Origin of the sequence: Citrobacter amalonaticus Y19 (assembly GCF_000981805.1) — a bacterium.
Lineage (GTDB): Bacteria > Pseudomonadota > Gammaproteobacteria > Enterobacterales > Enterobacteriaceae > Citrobacter_A > Citrobacter_A amalonaticus_C.
On record NZ_CP011132.1, the window covers coordinates 4,956,730 to 4,977,059 of the forward strand.

The 20,330-nt window shown below is 54.7% G+C and carries 21 protein-coding genes; all 21 read left to right on the forward strand.

Going from position 1 to position 20,330, the window contains the following annotated elements; translation table 11 throughout:
• Window positions 1-34: 34 nt before the first annotated feature.
• The 21 genes from F384_RS22985 to F384_RS23085 all read left to right on the forward strand — a co-directional run bounded on the left by F384_RS22985 (window position 35) and on the right by F384_RS23085 (window position 20,330).
• Window positions 35-1,015 (forward strand): IS5-like element IS5 family transposase, encoded by a 981-nt coding sequence (locus F384_RS22985; protein ID WP_000019402.1) that lies wholly within the window; start codon window positions 35-37, stop codon window positions 1,013-1,015.
• Between the two features lie 203 nt (window positions 1,016-1,218).
• Window positions 1,219-3,651, forward strand: coding sequence for a DMSO/selenate family reductase complex A subunit (locus tag F384_RS22990; RefSeq protein WP_046494054.1), 2,433 nt, complete (start codon window positions 1,219-1,221; stop codon window positions 3,649-3,651).
• Between the two features lie 13 nt (window positions 3,652-3,664).
• Complete coding sequence (locus F384_RS22995; RefSeq protein WP_046494056.1) at window positions 3,665-4,291, forward strand: DMSO/selenate family reductase complex B subunit; 627 nt, start codon at window positions 3,665-3,667, stop codon at window positions 4,289-4,291.
• Entirely contained in the window at window positions 4,284-5,057 is a 774-nt protein-coding gene (locus tag F384_RS23000; protein ID WP_046494058.1) for a dimethyl sulfoxide reductase anchor subunit family protein, read from the forward strand. Before F384_RS22995 ends, F384_RS23000 begins: the two co-directional genes overlap by 8 nt.
• Before the next feature lie 83 nt (window positions 5,058-5,140).
• A complete protein-coding gene (locus F384_RS23005) occupies window positions 5,141-5,737 on the forward strand; it encodes a molecular chaperone (RefSeq protein WP_046494060.1) in 597 nt (198 codons plus the stop codon).
• A complete protein-coding gene (gene napF, locus F384_RS23010) occupies window positions 5,734-6,267 on the forward strand; it encodes a ferredoxin-type protein NapF (protein WP_046494062.1) in 534 nt (177 codons plus the stop codon). The genes F384_RS23005 and napF overlap by 4 nt, the downstream gene beginning before the upstream one ends.
• Before the next feature lie 210 nt (window positions 6,268-6,477).
• Entirely contained in the window at window positions 6,478-6,771 is a 294-nt protein-coding gene (locus F384_RS23015; protein ID WP_046494064.1) for a DUF1778 domain-containing protein, read from the forward strand.
• Window positions 6,768-7,262, forward strand: a complete 495-nt coding sequence (locus F384_RS23020) for a GNAT family N-acetyltransferase (RefSeq protein ID WP_046494067.1) — start codon at window positions 6,768-6,770, stop codon at window positions 7,260-7,262. Before F384_RS23015 ends, F384_RS23020 begins: the two co-directional genes overlap by 4 nt.
• Window positions 7,263-7,670: 408 nt before the next feature.
• Window positions 7,671-8,201 carry a fimbrial protein gene (locus F384_RS23025; protein WP_046494070.1) on the forward strand — a complete coding sequence of 177 codons (531 nt, stop codon included), beginning with the start codon at window positions 7,671-7,673 and terminating at the stop codon, window positions 8,199-8,201.
• 76 nt (window positions 8,202-8,277) lie between these two features.
• Window positions 8,278-8,826: a fimbrial protein gene (locus F384_RS23030; RefSeq protein ID WP_052746979.1), complete on the forward strand. Its 549-nt coding sequence runs from the start codon at window positions 8,278-8,280 to the stop codon at window positions 8,824-8,826.
• A gap of 63 nt (window positions 8,827-8,889) precedes the next feature.
• On the forward strand, window positions 8,890-11,364 hold the full coding sequence (locus F384_RS23035; RefSeq protein ID WP_046494072.1) for a fimbria/pilus outer membrane usher protein: 2,475 nt from the start codon (window positions 8,890-8,892) through the stop codon (window positions 11,362-11,364).
• A gap of 42 nt (window positions 11,365-11,406) precedes the next feature.
• Window positions 11,407-12,150 (forward strand): molecular chaperone, encoded by a 744-nt coding sequence (locus tag F384_RS23040; protein WP_046494074.1) that lies wholly within the window; start codon window positions 11,407-11,409, stop codon window positions 12,148-12,150.
• Window positions 12,151-12,167: 17 nt separating this feature from the next.
• On the forward strand, window positions 12,168-12,791 hold the full coding sequence (locus F384_RS23045; protein WP_052746980.1) for a fimbrial protein: 624 nt from the start codon (window positions 12,168-12,170) through the stop codon (window positions 12,789-12,791).
• Entirely contained in the window at window positions 12,791-13,846 is a 1,056-nt protein-coding gene (locus F384_RS23050) for a fimbrial protein (RefSeq protein WP_046494077.1), read from the forward strand. The genes F384_RS23045 and F384_RS23050 overlap by 1 nt, the downstream gene beginning before the upstream one ends.
• An 8-nt stretch (window positions 13,847-13,854) precedes the next feature.
• Complete coding sequence (locus F384_RS23055) at window positions 13,855-14,403, forward strand: fimbrial protein (protein WP_046494079.1); 549 nt, start codon at window positions 13,855-13,857, stop codon at window positions 14,401-14,403.
• Between the two features lie 23 nt (window positions 14,404-14,426).
• Window positions 14,427-15,086, forward strand: coding sequence for a transcriptional regulator (locus F384_RS23060; protein WP_046494082.1), 660 nt, complete (start codon window positions 14,427-14,429; stop codon window positions 15,084-15,086).
• A 90-nt stretch (window positions 15,087-15,176) separates the two neighbouring features.
• Complete coding sequence (locus F384_RS23065) at window positions 15,177-15,377, forward strand: DUF4762 family protein (RefSeq protein WP_046494085.1); 201 nt, start codon at window positions 15,177-15,179, stop codon at window positions 15,375-15,377.
• Window positions 15,378-15,437: 60 nt separating this feature from the next.
• Window positions 15,438-16,109, forward strand: a complete 672-nt coding sequence (locus tag F384_RS23070; protein WP_046494087.1) for a DsbA family protein — start codon at window positions 15,438-15,440, stop codon at window positions 16,107-16,109.
• Window positions 16,110-16,114: 5 nt separating this feature from the next.
• The gene (locus F384_RS23075) at window positions 16,115-17,065 is read left to right on the forward strand and encodes an ABC transporter (RefSeq protein WP_046494089.1); all 951 of its coding nucleotides are present in this window, start codon (window positions 16,115-16,117) and stop codon (window positions 17,063-17,065) included.
• A gap of 8 nt (window positions 17,066-17,073) precedes the next feature.
• Window positions 17,074-19,182 carry a peptidase domain-containing ABC transporter gene (locus F384_RS23080; RefSeq protein ID WP_046494091.1) on the forward strand — a complete coding sequence of 703 codons (2,109 nt, stop codon included), beginning with the start codon at window positions 17,074-17,076 and terminating at the stop codon, window positions 19,180-19,182.
• A complete protein-coding gene (locus tag F384_RS23085; RefSeq protein ID WP_046494093.1) occupies window positions 19,179-20,330 on the forward strand; it encodes an efflux RND transporter periplasmic adaptor subunit in 1,152 nt (383 codons plus the stop codon). Before F384_RS23080 ends, F384_RS23085 begins: the two co-directional genes overlap by 4 nt.

The following is a 20,330-nucleotide window of genomic DNA, read 5'->3' on the forward strand; positions in this document are numbered from 1 at the left end:
GTTTGTCATCTGGAGCCATGGAACAGGGTTCATCATGAGTCATCAACTCACCTTCGCCGACAGTGAATTCAGCAGTAAGCGCCGTCAGACCAGAAAAGAGATTTTCTTGTCCCGCATGGAGCAGATTCTGCCATGGCAAAACATGGTGGAAGTCATCGAGCCGTTTTACCCCAAGGCTGGTAATGGCCGGCGACCTTATCCGCTGGAAACCATGCTACGCATTCACTGCATGCAGCATTGGTACAACCTGAGCGATGGCGCGATGGAAGATGCTCTGTACGAAATCGCCTCCATGCGTCTGTTTGCCCGGTTATCCCTGGATAGCGCCCTGCCGGACCGCACCACCATCATGAATTTCCGCCACCTGCTGGAGCAGCATCAACTGGCCCGCCAATTGTTCAAGACCATCAATCGCTGGCTGGCCGAAGCAGGCGTCATGATGACCCAAGGCACCTTGGTCGATGCCACCATCATTGAGGCACCCAGCTCGACCAAGAACAAAGAGCAGCAACGCGATCCGGAGATGCATCAGACCAAGAAAGGCAATCAGTGGCACTTTGGCATGAAGGCCCACATTGGTGTCGATGCCAAGAGTGGCCTGACCCACAGCCTAGTCACCACCGCGGCCAACGAGCATGACCTCAATCAGCTGGGTAATCTGCTGCATGGAGAGGAGCAATTTGTCTCAGCCGATGCCGGCTACCAAGGGGCGCCACAGCGCGAGGAGCTGGCCGAGGTGGATGTGGACTGGCTGATCGCCGAGCGCCCCGGCAAGGTAAGAACCTTGAAACAGCATCCACGCAAGAACAAAACGGCCATCAACATCGAATACATGAAAGCCAGCATCCGGGCCAAGGTGGAGCACCCATTTCGCATCATCAAGCGACAGTTCGGCTTCGTGAAAGCCAGATACAAGGGGTTGCTGAAAAACGATAACCAACTGGCGATGTTATTCACGCTGGCCAACCTGTTTCGGGCGGACCAAATGATACGTCAGTGGGAGAGATCTCACTAAAAACTGGGGATAACGCCTTAAATGGCGAAGAAACGGTCTAAATAGGCTGATTCAAGGCATTTACGGGAGAAAAAATCGGCTCAAACATGAAGAAATGAAATGACTGAGTCAGCCGAGAAGAATTTCCCCGCTTATTCGCACCTTCCTTAGCCCTTTATGATGACTTATTAATAATAACTATGGATGACATGTGAGAAATAAAGATGGAAATAAAAAAGTGGCTTAACACAACACTATCCCGACGGGATGCGGTGACCGGCACCGCAAAAATAGGTGCCGCCGTTGCGCTCAGTAACGCAATTACGTTGCCTTTCTCTGCCAGCGCACAGGCCGAAACGACCACGACATCAACGCAAGGCGGTACTGGTGAAACCGTTCGCCACAGCGCCTGTCTGGTTAACTGCGGCAGTCGTTGCCCGCTGAAAGTGATCGTTAAAGATGATCGCATTGTCCGTATTGAACCGGAAGACGCAAAAGACGACGCGGTATTTGGCGAGCACCAGATTCGTCCGTGTTTGCGCGGACGTTCCAGTCGCTGGCGGGTATATAGTCCGGACCGGATTAAATATCCGATGAAACGCGTCGGTAAACGCGGCGAAGGGAAATTCAAACGTATTTCCTGGGATGAAGCGACCGCATTTATCGCGGCAGAATTAAAACGCGTGACGGAAAAATATGGCCGTGAAGCCATTTATTATAATTATCAGTCAGGCGCGTATTACCATACCCAGGGAACACCTGCCTGGAAACGCCTGTTGAATCTCACTGGCGGCTATTTAAATTACCATAACACCTATTCCACCGCGCAAATTGCCACCGCCACGCCATACACCCATGGCGTTTATGTCGGGAGCCACTTTACCCAAATTGCCCATTCCGATCTGGTCGTGCTGTTTGGTCTGAATTTGTCTGAAACGCGCATGTCCGGTGGCGGACAGGTGGAAGAGTTACGCCGTGCGCTGGAAGCCTCAAAGGCGCGGGTGATTATTATCGATCCGCGCTATACCGACTCGGTGATTACCGAGCATGCCGAGTGGCTGCCGATTCACCCGACGACCGATGCTGCGCTGGTGGCCGGTATCGCGCACACGCTGATTACCGAACAGTTAATTAATGAAGCTGAGGTGAATAAGTACTGCGTGGGTTATGACAGCAGCACGCTGCCCGAAGGCGCTGCGCCGAATGCCAGTTATAAAGACTACGTAACCGGTAAGGGCGATGACGGTATCGCTAAAACCCCAGAATGGGCGGCGGATATCACCGGTATTCCGGCAACGCGCATTCGCCAACTGGCGCGCGAGATCGCCTCGGCCCGCGCCTGCTACATTTGTCAGGGCTGGGGGCCGCAGCGTCATGCCAACGGCGAGCAAACCGTGCGCGCCATTCAGACACTGCCTGCGCTGACGGGCCACTTTGGCCTGCCGGGAACCAACAACGGCAACTGGCCTTATGGTACCCCGTATGGCGTGCCGCTGTTACCGATTTTGACCAACCCAATCAAAACCTCTATCCCGTGCTATCTCTGGACGGATGCGATTCAACGTCCGGAAGTCATGACGGCCACCACGATGGGCGTGAAAGGGGCGGACAAACTGAAAACCGGCATCAAGCTGTTCTTCAACCAGGCCGGTAATACGTTGTTGAACCAGCACGGTGAAACCAACCGTACGCGTAAAATTCTCGCGGATGAAAGCTTGTGCGAAACCATTATCGTCATTGAAAACCACATGACGCCGAGCGCGAAGTACGCCGATCTCCTGCTGCCGGAAACCAGCTATCTCGAAGCGGAAGATCTGGTGGACAGCTCTTATGCCGCGGGTTCTCACAACTACATGATCGCCCTACAAAAAACGGTCACGCCGATGTGGGAGGTGCGTAGCACTTACGATATCTGTGCCGATATCGCCGGGCATCTGGGCTTGCGCGAGCAGTACACCGAAGGACGTACGCAGGCGCAGTGGGCAGAAATGCACTATCAGCAGATCCGCGAAAAACGTCCGTACCTGCCGGAATGGCCGGTAGCAAAAACGATGGGGGTTATCGACCAGCGCACCGCGACGGACAAACAGAGCCTGGCGTTTGCTGATTTTCGCGCCGATGCCGTGGCGAATCCACTGACTACGCCATCCGGTAAGATTGAGATCTACTCGCAGGCGCTGGCCGATCTCGCCAAAGCGTGGACGTTGCCGGAAGGCGATCGCATCCCGGCGGTGCCGGAGTTCTGCGAAGTGAAAGAGTCGCACCTGAACAAAGTGCTGACCGCGAAATATCCGCTTCAACTGAGCGGTTTTCATACTAAAGGCCATACCCACTCAACCTATACCAACGTGCTGATGCTGCATGAAGCGGTACCGGATGAAGTGTGGATCAACCCGATAGATGCCAGCGCGCGTCAACTGAACTCAGGCGATCTGGTGCATGTGTTCAACGATCGCGGCGTGGTGGCGATCCCTTGCAAGGTGACTCAGCGTATTCTCCCGGGCGTGGTGGCGATGCCGCAGGGGGCGTGGACCCGTCTGGACAGCAACGGTGTGGACGTTGGCGGGTGCATCAACACCCTGACCAGTCATCTGCCGTCGCCGCTGGCGAAAGGGAATCCGCAGCATACCAACCTGGTTGAAATCAAACGCGCTTAAGGAGTGATCTGCAATGAAACAGTATGGCTTTTATGTTGACTCCTCGCGCTGCTCAGGCTGTAAAACCTGCCAGGTCAGCTGTAAGGATAATAAAGATCTGGATGTCGGTCCGAAATTCCGTCGGGTCTATGAATACGGCGGCGGAAGCTGGGTGAAAGAGGGGGAAAGCTGGCACAACGACACCTTTACCTACTATCTCTCTATCGCCTGCAACCACTGTGATGAGCCGGTCTGCGTATCCGGTTGTCCGACCGGGGCGATGCACAAACGTGAAGAGGACGGTCTGGTGCTGGTCGATGACAGCATCTGTGTCGGTTGCCGCTATTGCGAAATGCGCTGCCCGTATGGCGCGCCGCAGTTTGATGCTAAGGCCAAAGTGATGCGCAAATGCGATGGCTGCCTCGACCGACTGGAGCAAAATCTGCGTCCAATCTGTGTGGACTCCTGTCCGCAGCGGGCGCTGGATTTCGGCCCCATTGACGAACTGCGGGCGAAGTACGGCACCGAGAACGAGATTGCGCCGCTGCCCGCCGCGTCGTTTACCCATCCCAACCTCATTATTAAGCCGCACCCGAAGGCCAAACCGACGGGCGACAAGGAAGGGGCCATTGTGAACATGGGGGAGGTGCGCCATGCATGAGTTACCGCTGGTCTTTTTTACCGTCTTTACCCAAAGTGCGGTCGGCGCATTTATTCTGCTGCTGATTGGCGGCACGCTGGGGCAGATTGACGCGCGGCGGATGGCCATTGGCCTGTTCTCCGTCATGTGTCTGTTTGGCGTAGGGGTACTGCTGGGGATCATCCACGTCGGGCAACCGCTGCGTGCATTGAATATGCTGCTGCGCGTAGGGCATTCGCCGATGAGCAACGAAATTGTGCTGTCGGCGGTGTTTGCCACGCTCGGCGGACTGGGTTCCCTCGGTCTGCTGCTCAACCGTGGCGCGACCGCAGTGTGTAAAGCGCTGGTGTGGCTGGCTGCAGTAGTGGGCGTGGCCTTTATTCTGGCGATCCCGCAAATCTACCAGTTACCGACAGTGGTCACCTGGCGCACTTCGTATACAACGGCGATGATGGTGCTGACGCCGCTGATTGGCGGCGGCATTCTGGCCGGACTGTTTGGGCTGCGTCTGGGTCTGCTGGTCAGCGTGTTGGCAATACTCGCCAGCTTCTGCCTGCGACCAGGCTATGTTTCGACGCTGATGAGTGCGGATGGCGCCTTAACGGCGGCGCAAACCAGCTGGTTTACCGCACAGGCGGTGCTGCTGGCCGTGGGTATTGTTGGCGTGGTGGCCTGGGCGCGACTGAAGTCCAGTGTTACCGTTCTGGCGATGACCGCACTGATTGTCATCGTGGCGGAGTTAGTGGGCAGGATTGCGTTCTACAATTTGTGGACGCTGCCGATGTAACCTGTGAGCGGCCTCGGCCGCTCTTTTTCTGTAGGCCTGATAAGGTGTCAGCCGTCATCAGGCACGTTCAGGAGTATTTAGAGATGTCTTCTCTTGCCGTATTACCCCGTATCCTTGGTGCACTGTTTTACTATTCTCCAGGGCGACCGGAGGTGAAAGCGCTGTTCGATAGTCTGCCCACGCTTCCCGATCTCTACCCGTGGCGCGATCCGGCGCAGATTGCCAGGCTCTGTGCCGACTGGCCGTTGCCGGACGATGATGAACTGGCGTGGCAATTTTCCGTGCTGTTTGAAGGGCAGGGCGATATGCCCGCGCCGCCCTGGGGTTCCGTCTGGCTGGAGCGCGATAATCTGCTGATGGGCGATACCACCGCGGAATACCGTGCGTTTTTACAGTCTCAGGGAATGGCGTTTGACGCGCGTCAGAGTGAGCCAGAAGATCAGTTTGGCCTGATGCTGTTAGCCAGCAGCGCGCTGCTGGAAGCAGGCAAAGATGCGGCGGTTAATCAGCTATTCGAGGTGCATCTGCTGCCGTGGGGATATCGCTATCTGGAACGGTTGCAGGACAGCGCTGTGAGCCCGTTCTATGCCCGCCTTGCCGCCGTAACCGCGCGTTATCTGCAGGATATGGAGCAGCAACGGGCGCTGCAACCAGTAGTGAAACGGTTGTACTTCGGATGAACAAATCAGAGAAATATTATCAGGCGCTGATGACGCATCGGCACGTCAGTCGGCGCGGGTTGTTTCGCGCGTTTGTCAGTGCGGCAAAACACACTGCACCCCAGGCGGCGGTGTCTCAACTGGCGCATCCGCTGCCGCCAGGTGCCGTGCCTGATGCGCAGTTCGTCGCGCAATGTACCCGCTGTAACCAGTGCATTAATGCTTGCCCGATGGGGATTCTGAACCGGCATGAAGACGGCTATCCGCAACTGGCGATTGAGTATGCCAGTTGCGATGGCTGTGGCTTGTGTATCGCCGCATGCCCGAGCGACGCGCTGTGCGTACAGGCTCGTTTTGATACCGGCCTGCGCCCGACGTTCAGCGCTGCCTGTGTTAATCCGTTACGCTCGTGCAATCAGTGTATCGAGGCATGCCCGGAACAGGCCTGTGCTATCGGCGCGGCGGGGATCCCAGTGCTGGACAGCGAGCGCTGTACCGGATGCGGCGAATGCCGGGTGCAATGTAACGCTGATGCCATCAGCCTGAGATAACCTTTCCGCCTGGATTTGCGAGGCGGCTTCCCGTTTTGATATTAATGCACACCCTGCCTGCTCACTCTCTTGTTTTTACTCACTGTTTAGACGTACTTTGCGTCAACGACAACTCAGGTGCAGAGCCTGCAACCGGTAAGAGTTGATGTAATGACATTGACGTTACGGAGGTGTATGATTATTGCTCAATTCTGTCCCGGAGAGACTCTCATGCCCCCAAAAACTCACGTCCCGGTGAAGCGCGAAACGCTGAATTTGCGCATTAGCCCCGTGGAACGCGAACTCATTGATCGTGCCGCGAAGGTCAGAGGCAAAAATCGCACTGACTTTGTCTTAGATGCTGCACGCGCAGCAGCAGAGGAAGCGTTGCTTGAACATCGCATTATCATGGTTGATCCTGCCCGCTATCAGGATTTTTTGGCGCGACTTGATGCGTCCCCAGTGCCGAATGCAGCTTTACGTGAGACGATGCAAACTCCTGCACCATGGGAAAAGACGAAATGATCTCTGCGCCACAACCGCTTGAGATGAAACATCAACTGGCGACATTTCGTTGTGGTATTGCCTCCATGGATAACTGGCTTAAACAACGGGCAATGAAAAACCAGACGACCGGAGCTTCGCGAACGTTTGTTTGCTGCGAAAATGATTCTGTCTGTGCCTATTATTCGCTGGCTTCCAGTGCGGTGATGATGGTCGATGCGCCAGTCGGGTTCCGACGTAACATGCCCGATCCCATTCCTGTCGTGATATTAGGTCGTCTGGCCGTTGATACCTCGCTTCAAGGACAAGGAATTGGCCGAGCGTTGGTCCGTGATGCCGGAATGCGGATTATCCATGTTGCCGAAACAATAGGTATTCGTGGGTTGTTAGTTCATGCCTTGTCGAATGAAGCCAGAGAGTTCTATCTTCGTGTCGGTTTTGAACCCTCACCAATGGACCCGATGATGTTACTGGCGACGTTAAAAGATTTGCAGGCAAGTCTTTCATACTGACCGTAGAGCTAAATATCCAATAATTTCCTGAATGACTATTTTGTTTCCGGTGTTATCGGGAATTATCTTAATCTCCTTTCTATTTTTATATCTTATATCCGTTAAAGAACCATCATGTATTTAAGATTAATCGCACTGATTTGCGAGATATAAAACCACCTTTCCTCTCCTTGCGAGTTAACAATGCGTATGTATTCCACAGCAAATGTAGTGCTTTGTGCGTAAATTTGTATTTGGTAGCATTTTCATCAGTTCAAAGGAGTGGTGATAATTAATATTATTGCATATTTAATTATCACTGAAACAATTCCAGAACAAAACCAAGAGTTGATTACAGCAGAACGAAATAGTGATTGCGACGTGATGACTCTTTATTTCTCAGGATATTGGTACAAACAGGATATTGTTATGAAAATGAATAAAGTTGCTATGGCTGTTGCTTTCACCGCTGCTCTGGGTTCTATGTCTGTGTTAGCTGACACGACGAACGGTGTGATTGAATTCCAGGGTGAACTGGTGAATACCGCCTGTGGTCTGGCACCTGGTTCAAGCCCGGTGACCGTTGATTTTGGTCAGATTCCTGTTTCTGCGCTGGCTAACGGTGCACGCGCCGGGAACGTACACCAGAATATCGAACTGCAGCACTGTGACATCACTGTGGCGCAAACTGCAGAAGTCACTTACACCCCGACCAGCTTAAACCTGGCTGATGGTTCTCTGGCGGCATTCACCTCTGGCACCGCCTCTGGCGCGGGTATCGGTCTGCGTGACAGCGCCAGCCAGGATGTCGTGTGGGGTACGGCAACCACGCCTGTTCAACTGGTTAACGGTACTAACACCATTCCGTTTGTCGCTTATTTGAAAGCAGAAAGCGCAAGCGCAACTGTGGCTGCGGGTTCTTTCCAGTCCACGGTTAACTTCGAAATTGCATACCAGTAATTAGCCTGACGTTTAGCGTGCGGGACGCGTTCCCGCACTTTCTTCATCGTCGATGATTGTACCAGGGAGGGACAGAGTGAAAATTAACAATACGCTCCTCATCGCATTCTCTTTTTGCGCTCTGGTCGGGTCGGCTTCGGTTTTAGCATCCACCGTCACGCCAGGTAAATTAGCGATGAGCGGTGAGTTGATTGAGGCGGCATGCAGTCTTGATCCGAACAGTCGGGATATTGAAGTTGAGTTTGGCGATGTTTCTGCCAGCCTGATTAATCGCAATGATGAAGGCAATATTACGCGGCCAGTACTGGTCCGCCTGACCGGTTGTTCCGTGGTGAAACGGGGCAACGATGGTTCACTTTATCCTTATGCCTCGGTCACCTTTATAGGTAATGCGGCGGCATCCGATCCCACCACGCTATTAGTCAGTGGTGAAGCCGATGGTTTTGGCATTCGTCTACGTGACAATCAGGGTGAAATATTAACGCTGGGTCAGCCCTCACCGGGATATGAACTGAGCGAGACTGATAACGTTTTAAAATTTTCCGCATCGCTGGTACCGGTTCAAAAATATATAAGAGCGGGCGAGTTTACTGCCGTTGCGCAGTTTTTTATGGATTACCACTAACAGCATAAGAATAACGTCGCGGGACGCAGAACGTATTTAACGGATTTATTCGGGACGAAAATCATGTCGGTAAAATTAAAAACCCCTATAACGATGATTGCTCTTCTGGTGATGAATAGTTGCTACGCGGCGACGGCCAGTGCCGAGGAGAGCGTTGAGTTTAATACCGATGTCCTGGATGCTGCAGAGCGTACCCAGATTGATTTGTCGCGTTTTGCGACCGACAACTATGTCACCCCTGGCGATTATTTGCTGGATATCCGTATTAACGGTCAGCCGGTCGGCCAGGAGAAAATTCGTTACATTGATGCTCCCGAAGGCAAGCGTACGTTGCCGTGCATCAGCGGCGACCTGCTGGATAAGCTGGCGCTAAAGGATGAGGCCCGCGCGCAGGTCACTCAACTCTATGAGAATTGCTACTCACTGCAAAGTCTGCCGGGGGCGAAGTTAAGCAACTATGCCGGCGTGCTTGAAATTACCGTACCGCAGGCGTGGATGAAGTATAACGATCCGAACTGGACGCCGCCTGAACGCTGGGATGAAGGGATCGCGGGCCTCTTGTTCGACTACAGCCTCAACGGGCAACTCACCCGCCAGTTCAACGACCAGGAAAACTACAGTGCGATCTCAGGCTATGGCCAGGCGGGGGCGAACATCGGCGGATGGCGTCTGCGCGGTGAGTATCAGACCAGCTACTACAGCCAGAACCATCAATTCGATTTCGACTGGAACCAGATCTACGCCTACCGCCCCTTGCCGATGATCGCGGCGAAACTGACGCTGGGTGAGATCTACCTGAATTCGCAGGTTTTCGATACCGTGCGTTTTACCGGGATCAACCTTGCCAGTGATGAGCGGATGCTGCCACCGGCGTTACAGGGCTATGCCCCTGAAATTCACGGTATCGCCCGCACTAACGCCAAAGTGACCGTCAGCCAGAGCGGGCGCGTCATCTATGAAACCACCGTGCCCGCCGGACCGTTCAACATTCAGGATTTACGCAGTTCGGTGCGCGGTACGCTTGATGTGCGCGTTGAAGAGCAGGACGGCTCGGTGTCTACCTTCCAGGTGAACACCGCCAACATTCCGTATCTCACGCGTCCGGGCTACGTTCGTTACAACATCTCAGGCGGTACGCCGTCCCGCTACAACCATAAAATGCAGGGCCCGACGTTCCTCTCCGGCGATTTCTCCTGGGGGGTCAGCAACGCCTGGTCGCTGTACGGCGGCTTACAGTCTTCCGGTGAAGAATACACCGCAGCTTCGTTGGGGATCGGGCGCGATCTCTACGCATTTGGCGCCATCTCCGTTGATGCCACCGAATCATGGAGTCGCGAGTCTGACGGCAAACGGCTGAAAGGAACTTCTTACAAGCTGAGTTACGCCAAAACTTTCGACGAATACAACAGCTCCATTACCTTCGCGGGTTACCGTTTCTCGCAGGAAGACTTCCGCTCCATGTCGCAATACCTCGATGAACGTTACCAGGGATACGACCATCTGGGACGCGAAAAAGAGCTCTATACCATCACCGGGAATAAAACGTTCTGGGCTGGCGAAGCGGGGAAGGCGACGACCGTCTTTCTTACCTGGACGCACCAGAACTACTGGGATAAGCGCAGCCAGGATCGCTACGGCATGTCTGTGGGACGCTCTTTCCGGATTGGCGAGATCAACGGCATCTCCGCCAACCTTTCCGCTTACCGTACCGATTACAAAGGGCGCAAAGACGACTCGATCTCCTTCTCGCTGTCGGTGCCGATTGGCGACAACAAATGGGCGGGACTGGATATCCAGACTAACAACGGCAAAACCAGTCCGATGGCGTCTTACACCGACAACAGTGATTACAACAATTTGTGGCGTATTCGTGCCGGCGCCAGCCAGAGCGGTAACGCCAGCGTTGACGGTTATTACCAGCATCGTTCGCAACTGGCGGAAATTAATACCAACGCCAGCTATCAGCAGAACCAGTACATGGCGCTGAGCACCACCTTGCGCGGCGGCTTCACGGCAACCCGTCACGGCGCGGCGATGCATAACAGCGGCGCAACGATCAATACGGCACGCGTCATGGTGGATACCAACGGCATTGGCGGCGTTCCGCTCAACGGCAAGAAGTCGAGGACTAACCGCTACGGCATTGCCGTGGTGCCGGATGTGGTGAGCTACAACAGTTTTGACACCCGCGTGGACGTAGATGCGATGGACAGCGATGTCGAACCGGCAAAAGCCATCAGTACAACGACCCTGACGGAAGGCGCGATTGGCTATCAGGCCTTCGGCATGGCGAAGGGGATGAAGATGATGGGAACGTTGCGCCTCGCGGATGGCAGCGTACCGCCATTCGGCGCGGAAGTTTACAACACCGATGGGGTGAGCGTTGCGATGGTGCTGGAAGACGGGCAAGCCTGGCTTGCCGGGGTCAATGCTAACGAAACGCTGAACGTGATGTGGGGCGGCAAACAGCAATGTCAAATCACGATCCCGCCAGCTGCAAACGACGGGCGAGCGAATGGGCTGCTGCCGTGTCGTTAATCCCAACGCAACGAGTTATCTCACTGTAATAAAAGGCCAAAAATGAGCAAGAAAAGACATAACGGATATCTGATGGCAGCGTGGGTGCTGAGCATGATTGGCGGCTACGCGCAGGCAGGAGTCTCTCTGGATCGGACCCGCGTCATTATTACGGAGAAAGAGGCCTCGTCGAGTGCCAATCTGTCCAACACCAGCCCGGATATTCCCTTCCTGGCCCAGTCGTGGGTTGAGGATGAAAAAGGCAACAAGATCACGTCGCCGCTGATTGTGTTACCTCCGCTACAGCGGATCAACGGAGGCCAGAAAGGCATCGCACGCGTCACCAAAACCGCCGGGATCGAAAAACTGCCGCAGGACAGAGAGAGTCTGTTTTACCTCAACGTCAGAGAGATCCCGCCGAAGCCCGATAAGCCGAACACGCTGCAACTGGCCATGCAGTCGCGCATCAAGCTGTTTTACCGCCCGGCGGCGGTGATCCCGAAGACCCGGAGTGAGGTCTGGCAGGACCAGGTGGTGTTCCATAAAAACGGCAGCCAGATGACGGTACAGAACCCAACGCCTTACTACGTCACGATCCTTGGGCTGTCCAAAGGGGCCGGACAGAAGATCACCCAATTTCCAGGGATCATGATCGCGCCCAAATCGAGCCAGCAGTTTGCGGTGACGGACGGGAATGTCAGCCAGTTTTCCATGATGTACGTGAACGATTATGGCGGACACCCGGAGCTGAAGTTTCGTTGTGATGGCAACACCTGCAAAGCGCTCCCACCCGCGCAGCAGGGCTAACCAGGAGGAACCTGACAATGCAACATCCTTTATCTACTGTGGCCCTCCTCGCGATGGGCGTGGCGTTTCAGTGCGGGGCGGATGTACTGGCGCAGCCACAACATAACGCTCAGGAACATGTCAGCGAAGATAGCGGCATTGTCCGGTTTCACGGCTCTGTATTTGCTTCCCCCTGCGTACTGATGACACAAGGGCGCATTCAGGACGTCGAGATGGGCGAGATCAGCGCGCAGAATTTTCGCCAGGCGGGCGATCGCAGCGAGCCGGTACGTTTCAAATTGCATTTGAAGGATTGCCTGAAAGGGGCATCGCAGTCGCGAGGGAGTCTGGCTTCCAGAACCACCGGGAATGACTGGCGTGCTTACAGCACCGGAGAGCAGGCGGTGCAACTGACGTTTGTCGGCGAGTCCGACCTTAATAACGGGCAGCTATTACGCACCAGCGGTACGACCCAGGGCGCGGGCGTGCGCCTGCTTGATAAGGACGGGAATGCGCTGGATGTCGGTCAGACCCATGCTCCCTGGTTAGTTAACGCCGGTGACAGTGAACTGAATTTTATGGCGGCGCTGGAATCCACCGGTTTGCATGTAAGCGCGGGCGACTTTAGCAGCCTGGTTCGCCTGAAGATGGAGTACTTGTAATGAAACTGTCAGGTCTGTTCCGCCGCAAATTGCCGGTCTTACTGGCGCTCAGTACGCTCAGTTTGCCGGGCGTAGCGTGGTCCGTGGTGGACGGTGAAATCGAACCGGTGAATGGGACCTACGACTATCTGATTAATATTAATAATCATGACATTACCAACAACCAGGCTGGCGCGATCGTGACCGATGAATTTGACCTCGCCGGGATGTTCAGTGGGCGCGCTTACTGCTCACAGTCGATGAGTAATCAGCCGGTCTATTTCATGGCGCAAGCGACGTTAACGCAGTCCGGCATGACGCCGGGATACCTCAAGCTTAATGACTATATGGACGTTAAAATTGAAATCTATATCGGTGGTAATCTGCGACAGTTTTTAACCGTGCCATTTGATAACGTCTCAAACGAGGTTAATCAGAACTTCTGCAACGTTCCCAGCACCATTTTGCAAGATCAATTCGCTTCCGGTGCGAGGGGGAAAGTGACCTTTATGATCACCAAACCGATTATCAACGGGGTGAACCTGCAAGGCTCTGAAATCGCAAAACTCTTTGGTCGCCTGGGGCCAGGCGCCATGGGGCAAACCCCGCTGTCGCGCATTACCATCGCCTCCGGGGTTATCACCGTACCGGATAAATGCATCGTCAATCAGGGGACGCCGATCGTTGTCGACTTCGGCAACATTCCGGGGAACGGTAACCGGCTGAACGGCACCAATTACAGCCAGAACGTGCCGATTCATGTGAAGTGCGAGGGCGGCAGTTTTGCCCAGGGCGCACTGAATATCAAGTTGGGGATCCAGCAGGCTAATCCGGCGTTTGATGACGGCAAATACCTGAGTACGCAGGGGACAACGGACCGTTCCGAGTTGGGTATTGCGCTGCGTGACCGTCAGGGTAATCCGGTGGCACCCAACACCTTCTATAACGTGCCGGGGTTTGCCAATAACGAAGGCGACTGGAACCTGACTGCCGCACCGGTGGCGAAATACGTCACCTCAGTCATTCCGGAAGGCGAGTTCCATGCATCTGCAACGGTTGTGGCTGAATTCCAGTAGGAGGGAATATGCATCGCATAACAATGATCTTTGCCTGTTTATTGACGACGTTCGCTCCGGCTCCGGTATGGGCGCTGGGGGAGTTGCTTGGCGGCGATCTCAGTTTCACCGGCGTGGTGATGGCCTACCCGTGCAGCATTGCGCCCGAGTCAGAGCGGGTGCCGGTCGATTTCGGGAAAATATCGACAAAGTCATTGTATATCAACGGAAAAACAGTACCCATTCCGTTCACGATCAAATTAGAGGATTGCTCGCCAAACGTCTTTAACACTGTGACGGTGACGTTCAGCGGTATTCCCAACGGCAACCTGGCGGACCGCCTGGCGATCAGCGCGACGTCACCGGGGAATGCGGGCGGTGTCGGGATCGGCCTGCTGGAGGAGGATGACACGCCGGTGAGCCTGAATGTGGCGACCCGACCGACTGCGATCAGCGACACCGTTTTGCGGCTTAACTTCCAGGCGTTTGTGGAAGCCGAGCCGGCGGCCTTAGCAAACGGCACCCTGACCACAGGACCCTTTACCGCCACGGCGAATTACACATTGAACTATCAGTAACGTCATCAACAGGGAATTGAGGCATGGAGTATCAGTGTTTTCTTTACAATAAAGATCTCTATTTTTCGCAAGGAATAAAAACGGTGATTGCCAGTTTGCTCGCGGAGCAGACGGACGTTTTATACTCCTTAACGGATGACTATACGCAGCTTATTAAGCAGTTACAGACTCGCGTTAATGATGACTGCTGCCTGTGGATCCTGTGCGATCTGGACAGCCTGCCGCGTGAACGGATTCGTGCGCTGCAACTTATGAATAATTTCTATCAGCGTGAAAATAAGAATCTGATCATTTTATTAAGCGAGCACAACATGCCGCTGTTTTTCACGCTTTATGCGCTCTTGCCAAACGCCCACTGGTTATTGAAAAGCGAGAATCTCGCCAATACCACCCCTTTTTTTCAGGATTTATTAGATCAACGACGCCAGGGATGCTGCTTTAGCTATTCATTGGTGAATTACACGCGCAGAAGACTGCACCACCGGGACGTGAATTATACGATTTCCGGCAATGAATGGTGGCTGATGGAAGAGATATTCAAAGGAAAATCGTTGTCGCAGATTTCCTGCGAAGTGAATATCGATGTCCGACGCCTGAGCTATATCAAGCGGCACTTAATGAAACGACTGAATATCAGAAACAACATTGCGTTATTTACGGTGTTCAAGGGAATTATGCCGTGACCCCGTGATAAGTCTTTTCGGCAGTGATATACGCCGAACTATCGGTGCAAGTGATTGCACTAATTTAAACCCTAAGTAAGGAAAACAGAGATGAAAAAATTAACTGCGATCGAAGTGGCAAACGTTGTGGGCGGAACCTGTAAAACCTGCGAAACAACGTATCAGAACGTCACCATTGGTGGTGTGACCTCCTGTAAGGAACTGACAACCTGCAAGGATAAGCACGGTACTACCACTTCAATGAAGGATGCAAATGCCAGCAAGTGTGGTGGGATTCCAAACCGCTACTAATAGGCTATAGCCTGGAGGTACCCGCGCCTCCAGGTTTATTTTTTCCGCTGCGAGAAGACTATGGCGACTCCATTTAAACGTATCACCATTATTAGCTATTCACTGTTTCTGGTAGTTATCTCTTCGCTGATAACGGTGCTTTGCTATCACATTTTTGTCTTTAATACCTTTGCCACGGATGATTCACAAACGCAGGCTTTTCGTGAAGTCAGCGCGGCGCAAATTGCGAATAGTCCGATCAAAGACGCACACAGTATTATCGAAGTGATGTCTTACGGTTGCCATTATTGTGCGGCAAACGAAGAGAATCTGGCGGAATTTACCCGCACGCTGCCGCCGGGCAGTTCGTTTACCTCGATTCATATTACCAGTGAAAATAGTGGTCTTGCCGCTTATGCGCCGATTTTTGCCACCCTGGAAGAGATGGGGATTGAAAAGAACGTTCGTGATAGCGCCTATAACGCCGTAATTACGCGCAATGTCGATCTCGCTGATGAGAAGGCGCTGAATGCCTGGCTGGAAAAAAACAATATTGATACGGCTAAATTTAACACCTTGCGCCAGAGTGACGCGGTAAAAAATCGTCTCAGCACAATGGCGGCCATTACCGCACACTATGACATTAACGCGACGCCGATGTTTATTATCAATAAACGCTATGTGGTGGCTCAGGACAGCGAATTTCCTCAATTTGCGCAGCGCATGCTGCAATTGCTGAAAGAGGATAAATAACCCCCGTGGTCAGATTTTTTATTATCTGGAGCGTGTTTAGTTTTAAAAACAGCGCGGGATGGCTGTATGACGCGAAACGTGATTTTTCTCAGGGAAGGCTGCTTCTGCTGCGAAAAATGGTGCGTTACCTGCCGCTGCCTGTGTTGCTGACCGTGGCGAAAGGACTCTGTGCGCTACGGTTGCTGGGGCGTTCATTCCGTCTACGCAATGCCGTGGCAAACGAAAACACTCGCTGCCTGATCGGGCAAACCGGCCGGGTGGACGCGGCCTGGGTCGCCGTGCGTCGCCGCCTGCTGGAAGAAGCCGCGACCTGGGGACAAAACCCGGTGCTGTTACAGCAAGTCCGCGCCTGCGCGGCTGAACTCGATGCCGTTGTCGCGCCACTGCATCAGCAGAACATACCTTACATTCTGGCACCGTTACATACGGTGTCGGACGTACTGGCGGCGATGGTCGGCGCCTGCGTTACGCCAGGCAAAGCCAGCGTGGTGGTCTCTTCCAGCGCTGAACTCTATAACGCGCAGACCCGCGCGCTTGGCGGTATCGACCTTACTTACTGCTCCATCCATCAGCAGAACAAAACGCTGGCTGGCAGCCTGATGGGGCTCATCACCGAGGTCGCCACCGGGCAGCAGAACATGATTATTTTTCCCGATATTTCGCCGGACTACACCTTACAGGCCGAAGGGGCGCTGGCAGCGAAATTGCCGTGTCGTTTATTTGGTCGCAGCGCGAAGTTACACAATGGCGTGGTTCGCCTTTCCGGGGTGATTGCGGCGCAGGTGGTGTTTTATCACCTCAGTTACGACAACGGCCTGCACATCCACATTCATCCGCCGGTGAGCAGTCAGAACGTCACCCACGCGCTGCCTGACATTATTGAATCCACTCTGCGTGAATATCCGCAGGAGTGGCTCCTTTGGCACAGCCATTCTCTCTTCTTTATTAATCATTAATGATAAAAATGACAACCACGATCCCGAATCAGATCTTTCAGGAAGAGACCAACGAATGCGGCCTGGCGTGCGTGGCGATGCTGGCACAGACGCAGGGGCAGCCCGTTTCGCTGGCAACATTGCGCGAGCTGTTTCCGGCTTCCGATCATGGTACTTCGCTGGATACGCTGATGAGCATCCTGGCGCGACTGGGCATTGCGACGACGCCGGTGCTGTTTGAGCACGATGAGCTGAGCAGTCTGCCGCTGCCGGCCATTTTGCACTACGGCGCGAGCCACTATGTCCTGCTGGCCTGGCGCAAAGGCAACCATGTCTGCGTGATGAACCCGGCGATTGGCGAGCAGTGGCTGCCGTTTGCCGCGCTTAAGCAGGAGATCAGCGGCTATGCCCTGATTGTCGAACCTGAGCAGGCGGCTGTCGCCGACCCGGATTTACCGTTGCCGACAACCGCGCAGAGCGCGCCGCGGGCGATGAGTATGCAGGAGACCGCGGCGGTGCCGGGGATCTATCGGCTGATGCTGTTAACCTTCCTCGTCTCGCTAACGCTGTTTCTGATGCCAACGATGGTGAGCAACGCCATCAACCAGGCCTTCTCCAGCGTGGAGAGCAGCAGCTTCCCCTACGGCTGGTTTATCCTGGCGTTTGTCGTCTCTTCACTGATGGCGCTTGGAGTGCGGGTGGTTAGCGAACGCTTTATCAAACGCTTTGTGCTGATCCACAGCGGCGTGGGATTTTCCCGCCTGCTCCGCAACCCGCTGCGCTTTTTCGAAAAACGGGCGCCGGGGGAGATCTTCAGCCGCTTCACGGCCTGGCAGATTGGCCTGCTGCAAAAAATTGAACTGGATAACGGCCTGCGCTCCGACTGGGTGATCTGCGCGATCGCACTGGCGGTCATGTTCTGGATTGCGCCCGTGCTGGCGGCGATCTCCGCCGTCGGCGTCACGGTGATGGGGATCATCAGCATCTGGGCGGTGATCCGCGACCGCTGGTTCACCCAGCAACTGCAGTTGAAAAGCGCCACCCTGAACGATTTTTTCATGGAGACCATTCAGGGCATTTTGACCGTCAAAACCGCCGGACTGGAAGGTCAGCGACAGGGGCAGTTTGCCAACTTCAGCCGCGATCTATTTTCGTGTCTGCAACGCCAGAAGGTCTATCAGCAGGTGAAGGAAGGGTTGTATCAGCTCACCGGGAGTCTGGAGATGGTGGTGTTCATGCTGGTGGTCCTGCCGATGGTGAACAGCAAAATGATCTCACTGGGCGATTTTTTTGCCTATAGCTTCCTGCGGCAAATATTCACCTCCTACGTTACGCGGATTTTCTACAGCATCATTCAGAAATCTCAGTTGAATGTGATAGACACCCGCGCCCATGCGCTGTTTGCGCCGCGAGACGAAGATGCACCCGCACCGCTGGCGGCACAACCTCCCGCCGATACGGTGCCGGACCTGACGTTTGAGTCGCTGTGCTACGGCTACGATCCCGCAAGACCGGTGCTGTCGTCGGTTTCGCTGTCGCTGCGCGCGGGCGAGCAGATTGCCATTGTCGGTGAGTCCGGCGCAGGCAAGAGCACCTTACTGCGGCTGATTGCCGGACTGTTTTCTCCTCAGGCGGGAGGTTGTTATGCCGCCGGGACGACGCTCCCGGCGCAACAACTGGCGCAGTTTGTCTGCCTGCAAAGTCAGGAGGACATTCTGTTTAATGCCTCGGTTCGCGAAAACATTACCCTGTTCGATGCGCATTATCGTGAACGCGACCGTGGGCGGATTGAGGCACTGCTGGAGTCCCTCGCGCTGGGCGAGGTGGTGCGTGGATTACCAGGCGGTATCGACGCCCTGATCCGTGAAAGCCATGCGGCGCTTTCGCTCGGTCAACGTCAGCGGTTATTGCTGGCGCGTGCGCTGTACAGTTCACGTCCGATTTTGTTGCTCGACGAACCGACCGCCAATCTTGACGACGACACGGCAGCCATTGTGATGGAGACGATTCACGCGCATTGCCAGAAAGCTGGTAAGTCACTGATTGTGGTCACTCACAGCGACGCGATTCTGTCGCGGTTCCAGCGGGTTTATCAACTCACTGAAGGCAAACTCAGCCCGCTGGAGGTCAACGTATGACGCTGAAATCCCGTTGGTTGCCGATCGTCTGTGGTCTGGCGCTGGCCGTCGCGATCGGTGGAACGTGGATGACGATGGCCTCGACCTCGCCGCAAGAGAATTTACCGCTGGAGACCATTGGCACTGGCGATATCGAAAAGGTGGTGCTGGTGACGGGGGTTCTGAAACCGGCGGTACAGGTTAACGTCGGCGCGCAGGTCAATGGACAACTGCGCAAACTGTACGTGCGCCAGGGCGAGAAGGTACAAAAAGGGCAACTGCTGGCGGAAATTGACCCCACTTTGCAGGAGTCAGATCTGAACAACACGCGCGCACAGTTGGCCAGCGCCAAAGCGCAAAAGCTGTCGGCGCAGGCGACGCTGTTACGTTATCGCCAGGAGCTGAACCGCCAGAGCATGATGCTGCGCGACGGTTCCGGCGTACGCAGTGAATATGAGCAGGCCAGGGCGCAATACGATGCGCAGGTGCAGCAAATTGACGTGAGCGACGCGCAGATTGTGCAGGCGGAGATGGCGGTAAAAACGGCGCAGGCCAACCTCAGCTATACCCGCATTGTGGCGCCTATCGACGGCGAAGTGCTGGGTATCGTCACCCGGGAAGGGCAGACCATCGTCTCCTCACAAACGGCACCGACCATTCTGGTACTGGCGGATCTCGATACCATGCAGGTGCAAACGCGCATCTCTGAAGCTGACGTGCAAAAAATCCGTCCCGGTCAGCCGCTGCGTTTCTACGTCATCGCCAATCCGGATAAACGCTACACCAGTACGATGGGCTTCGTGCAGCCAGCGCCGCAGGAAGCGCTGGAAGCGCCCGGCGAGGGCGGAATGGGCGGCAATCAACAGGCGATGGCGGTGTACTACACCGGCACCTTTGAAGTGCCTAACGCTGAGCGCGAGCTCAAAACGTCGATGACGGCACAGGTATTTATTCAAATCGCCGAAGCAAAGAACGTCTTGCGCGTGCCGGTCGCCGCGCTCGGGCAGGCGCTGGACACCGAGCGATACACCATCACCACCGTGGAAGAGGGGGAAACGCGCACCCGCACGATCCGCATCGGGATCAACGATCGGCAGTACGCCGAAGTGCTGGAGGGATTGCAGGCCGGCGATCGCGTGGTGCTGGCGCAGGACACGGTGCGAGGGTAG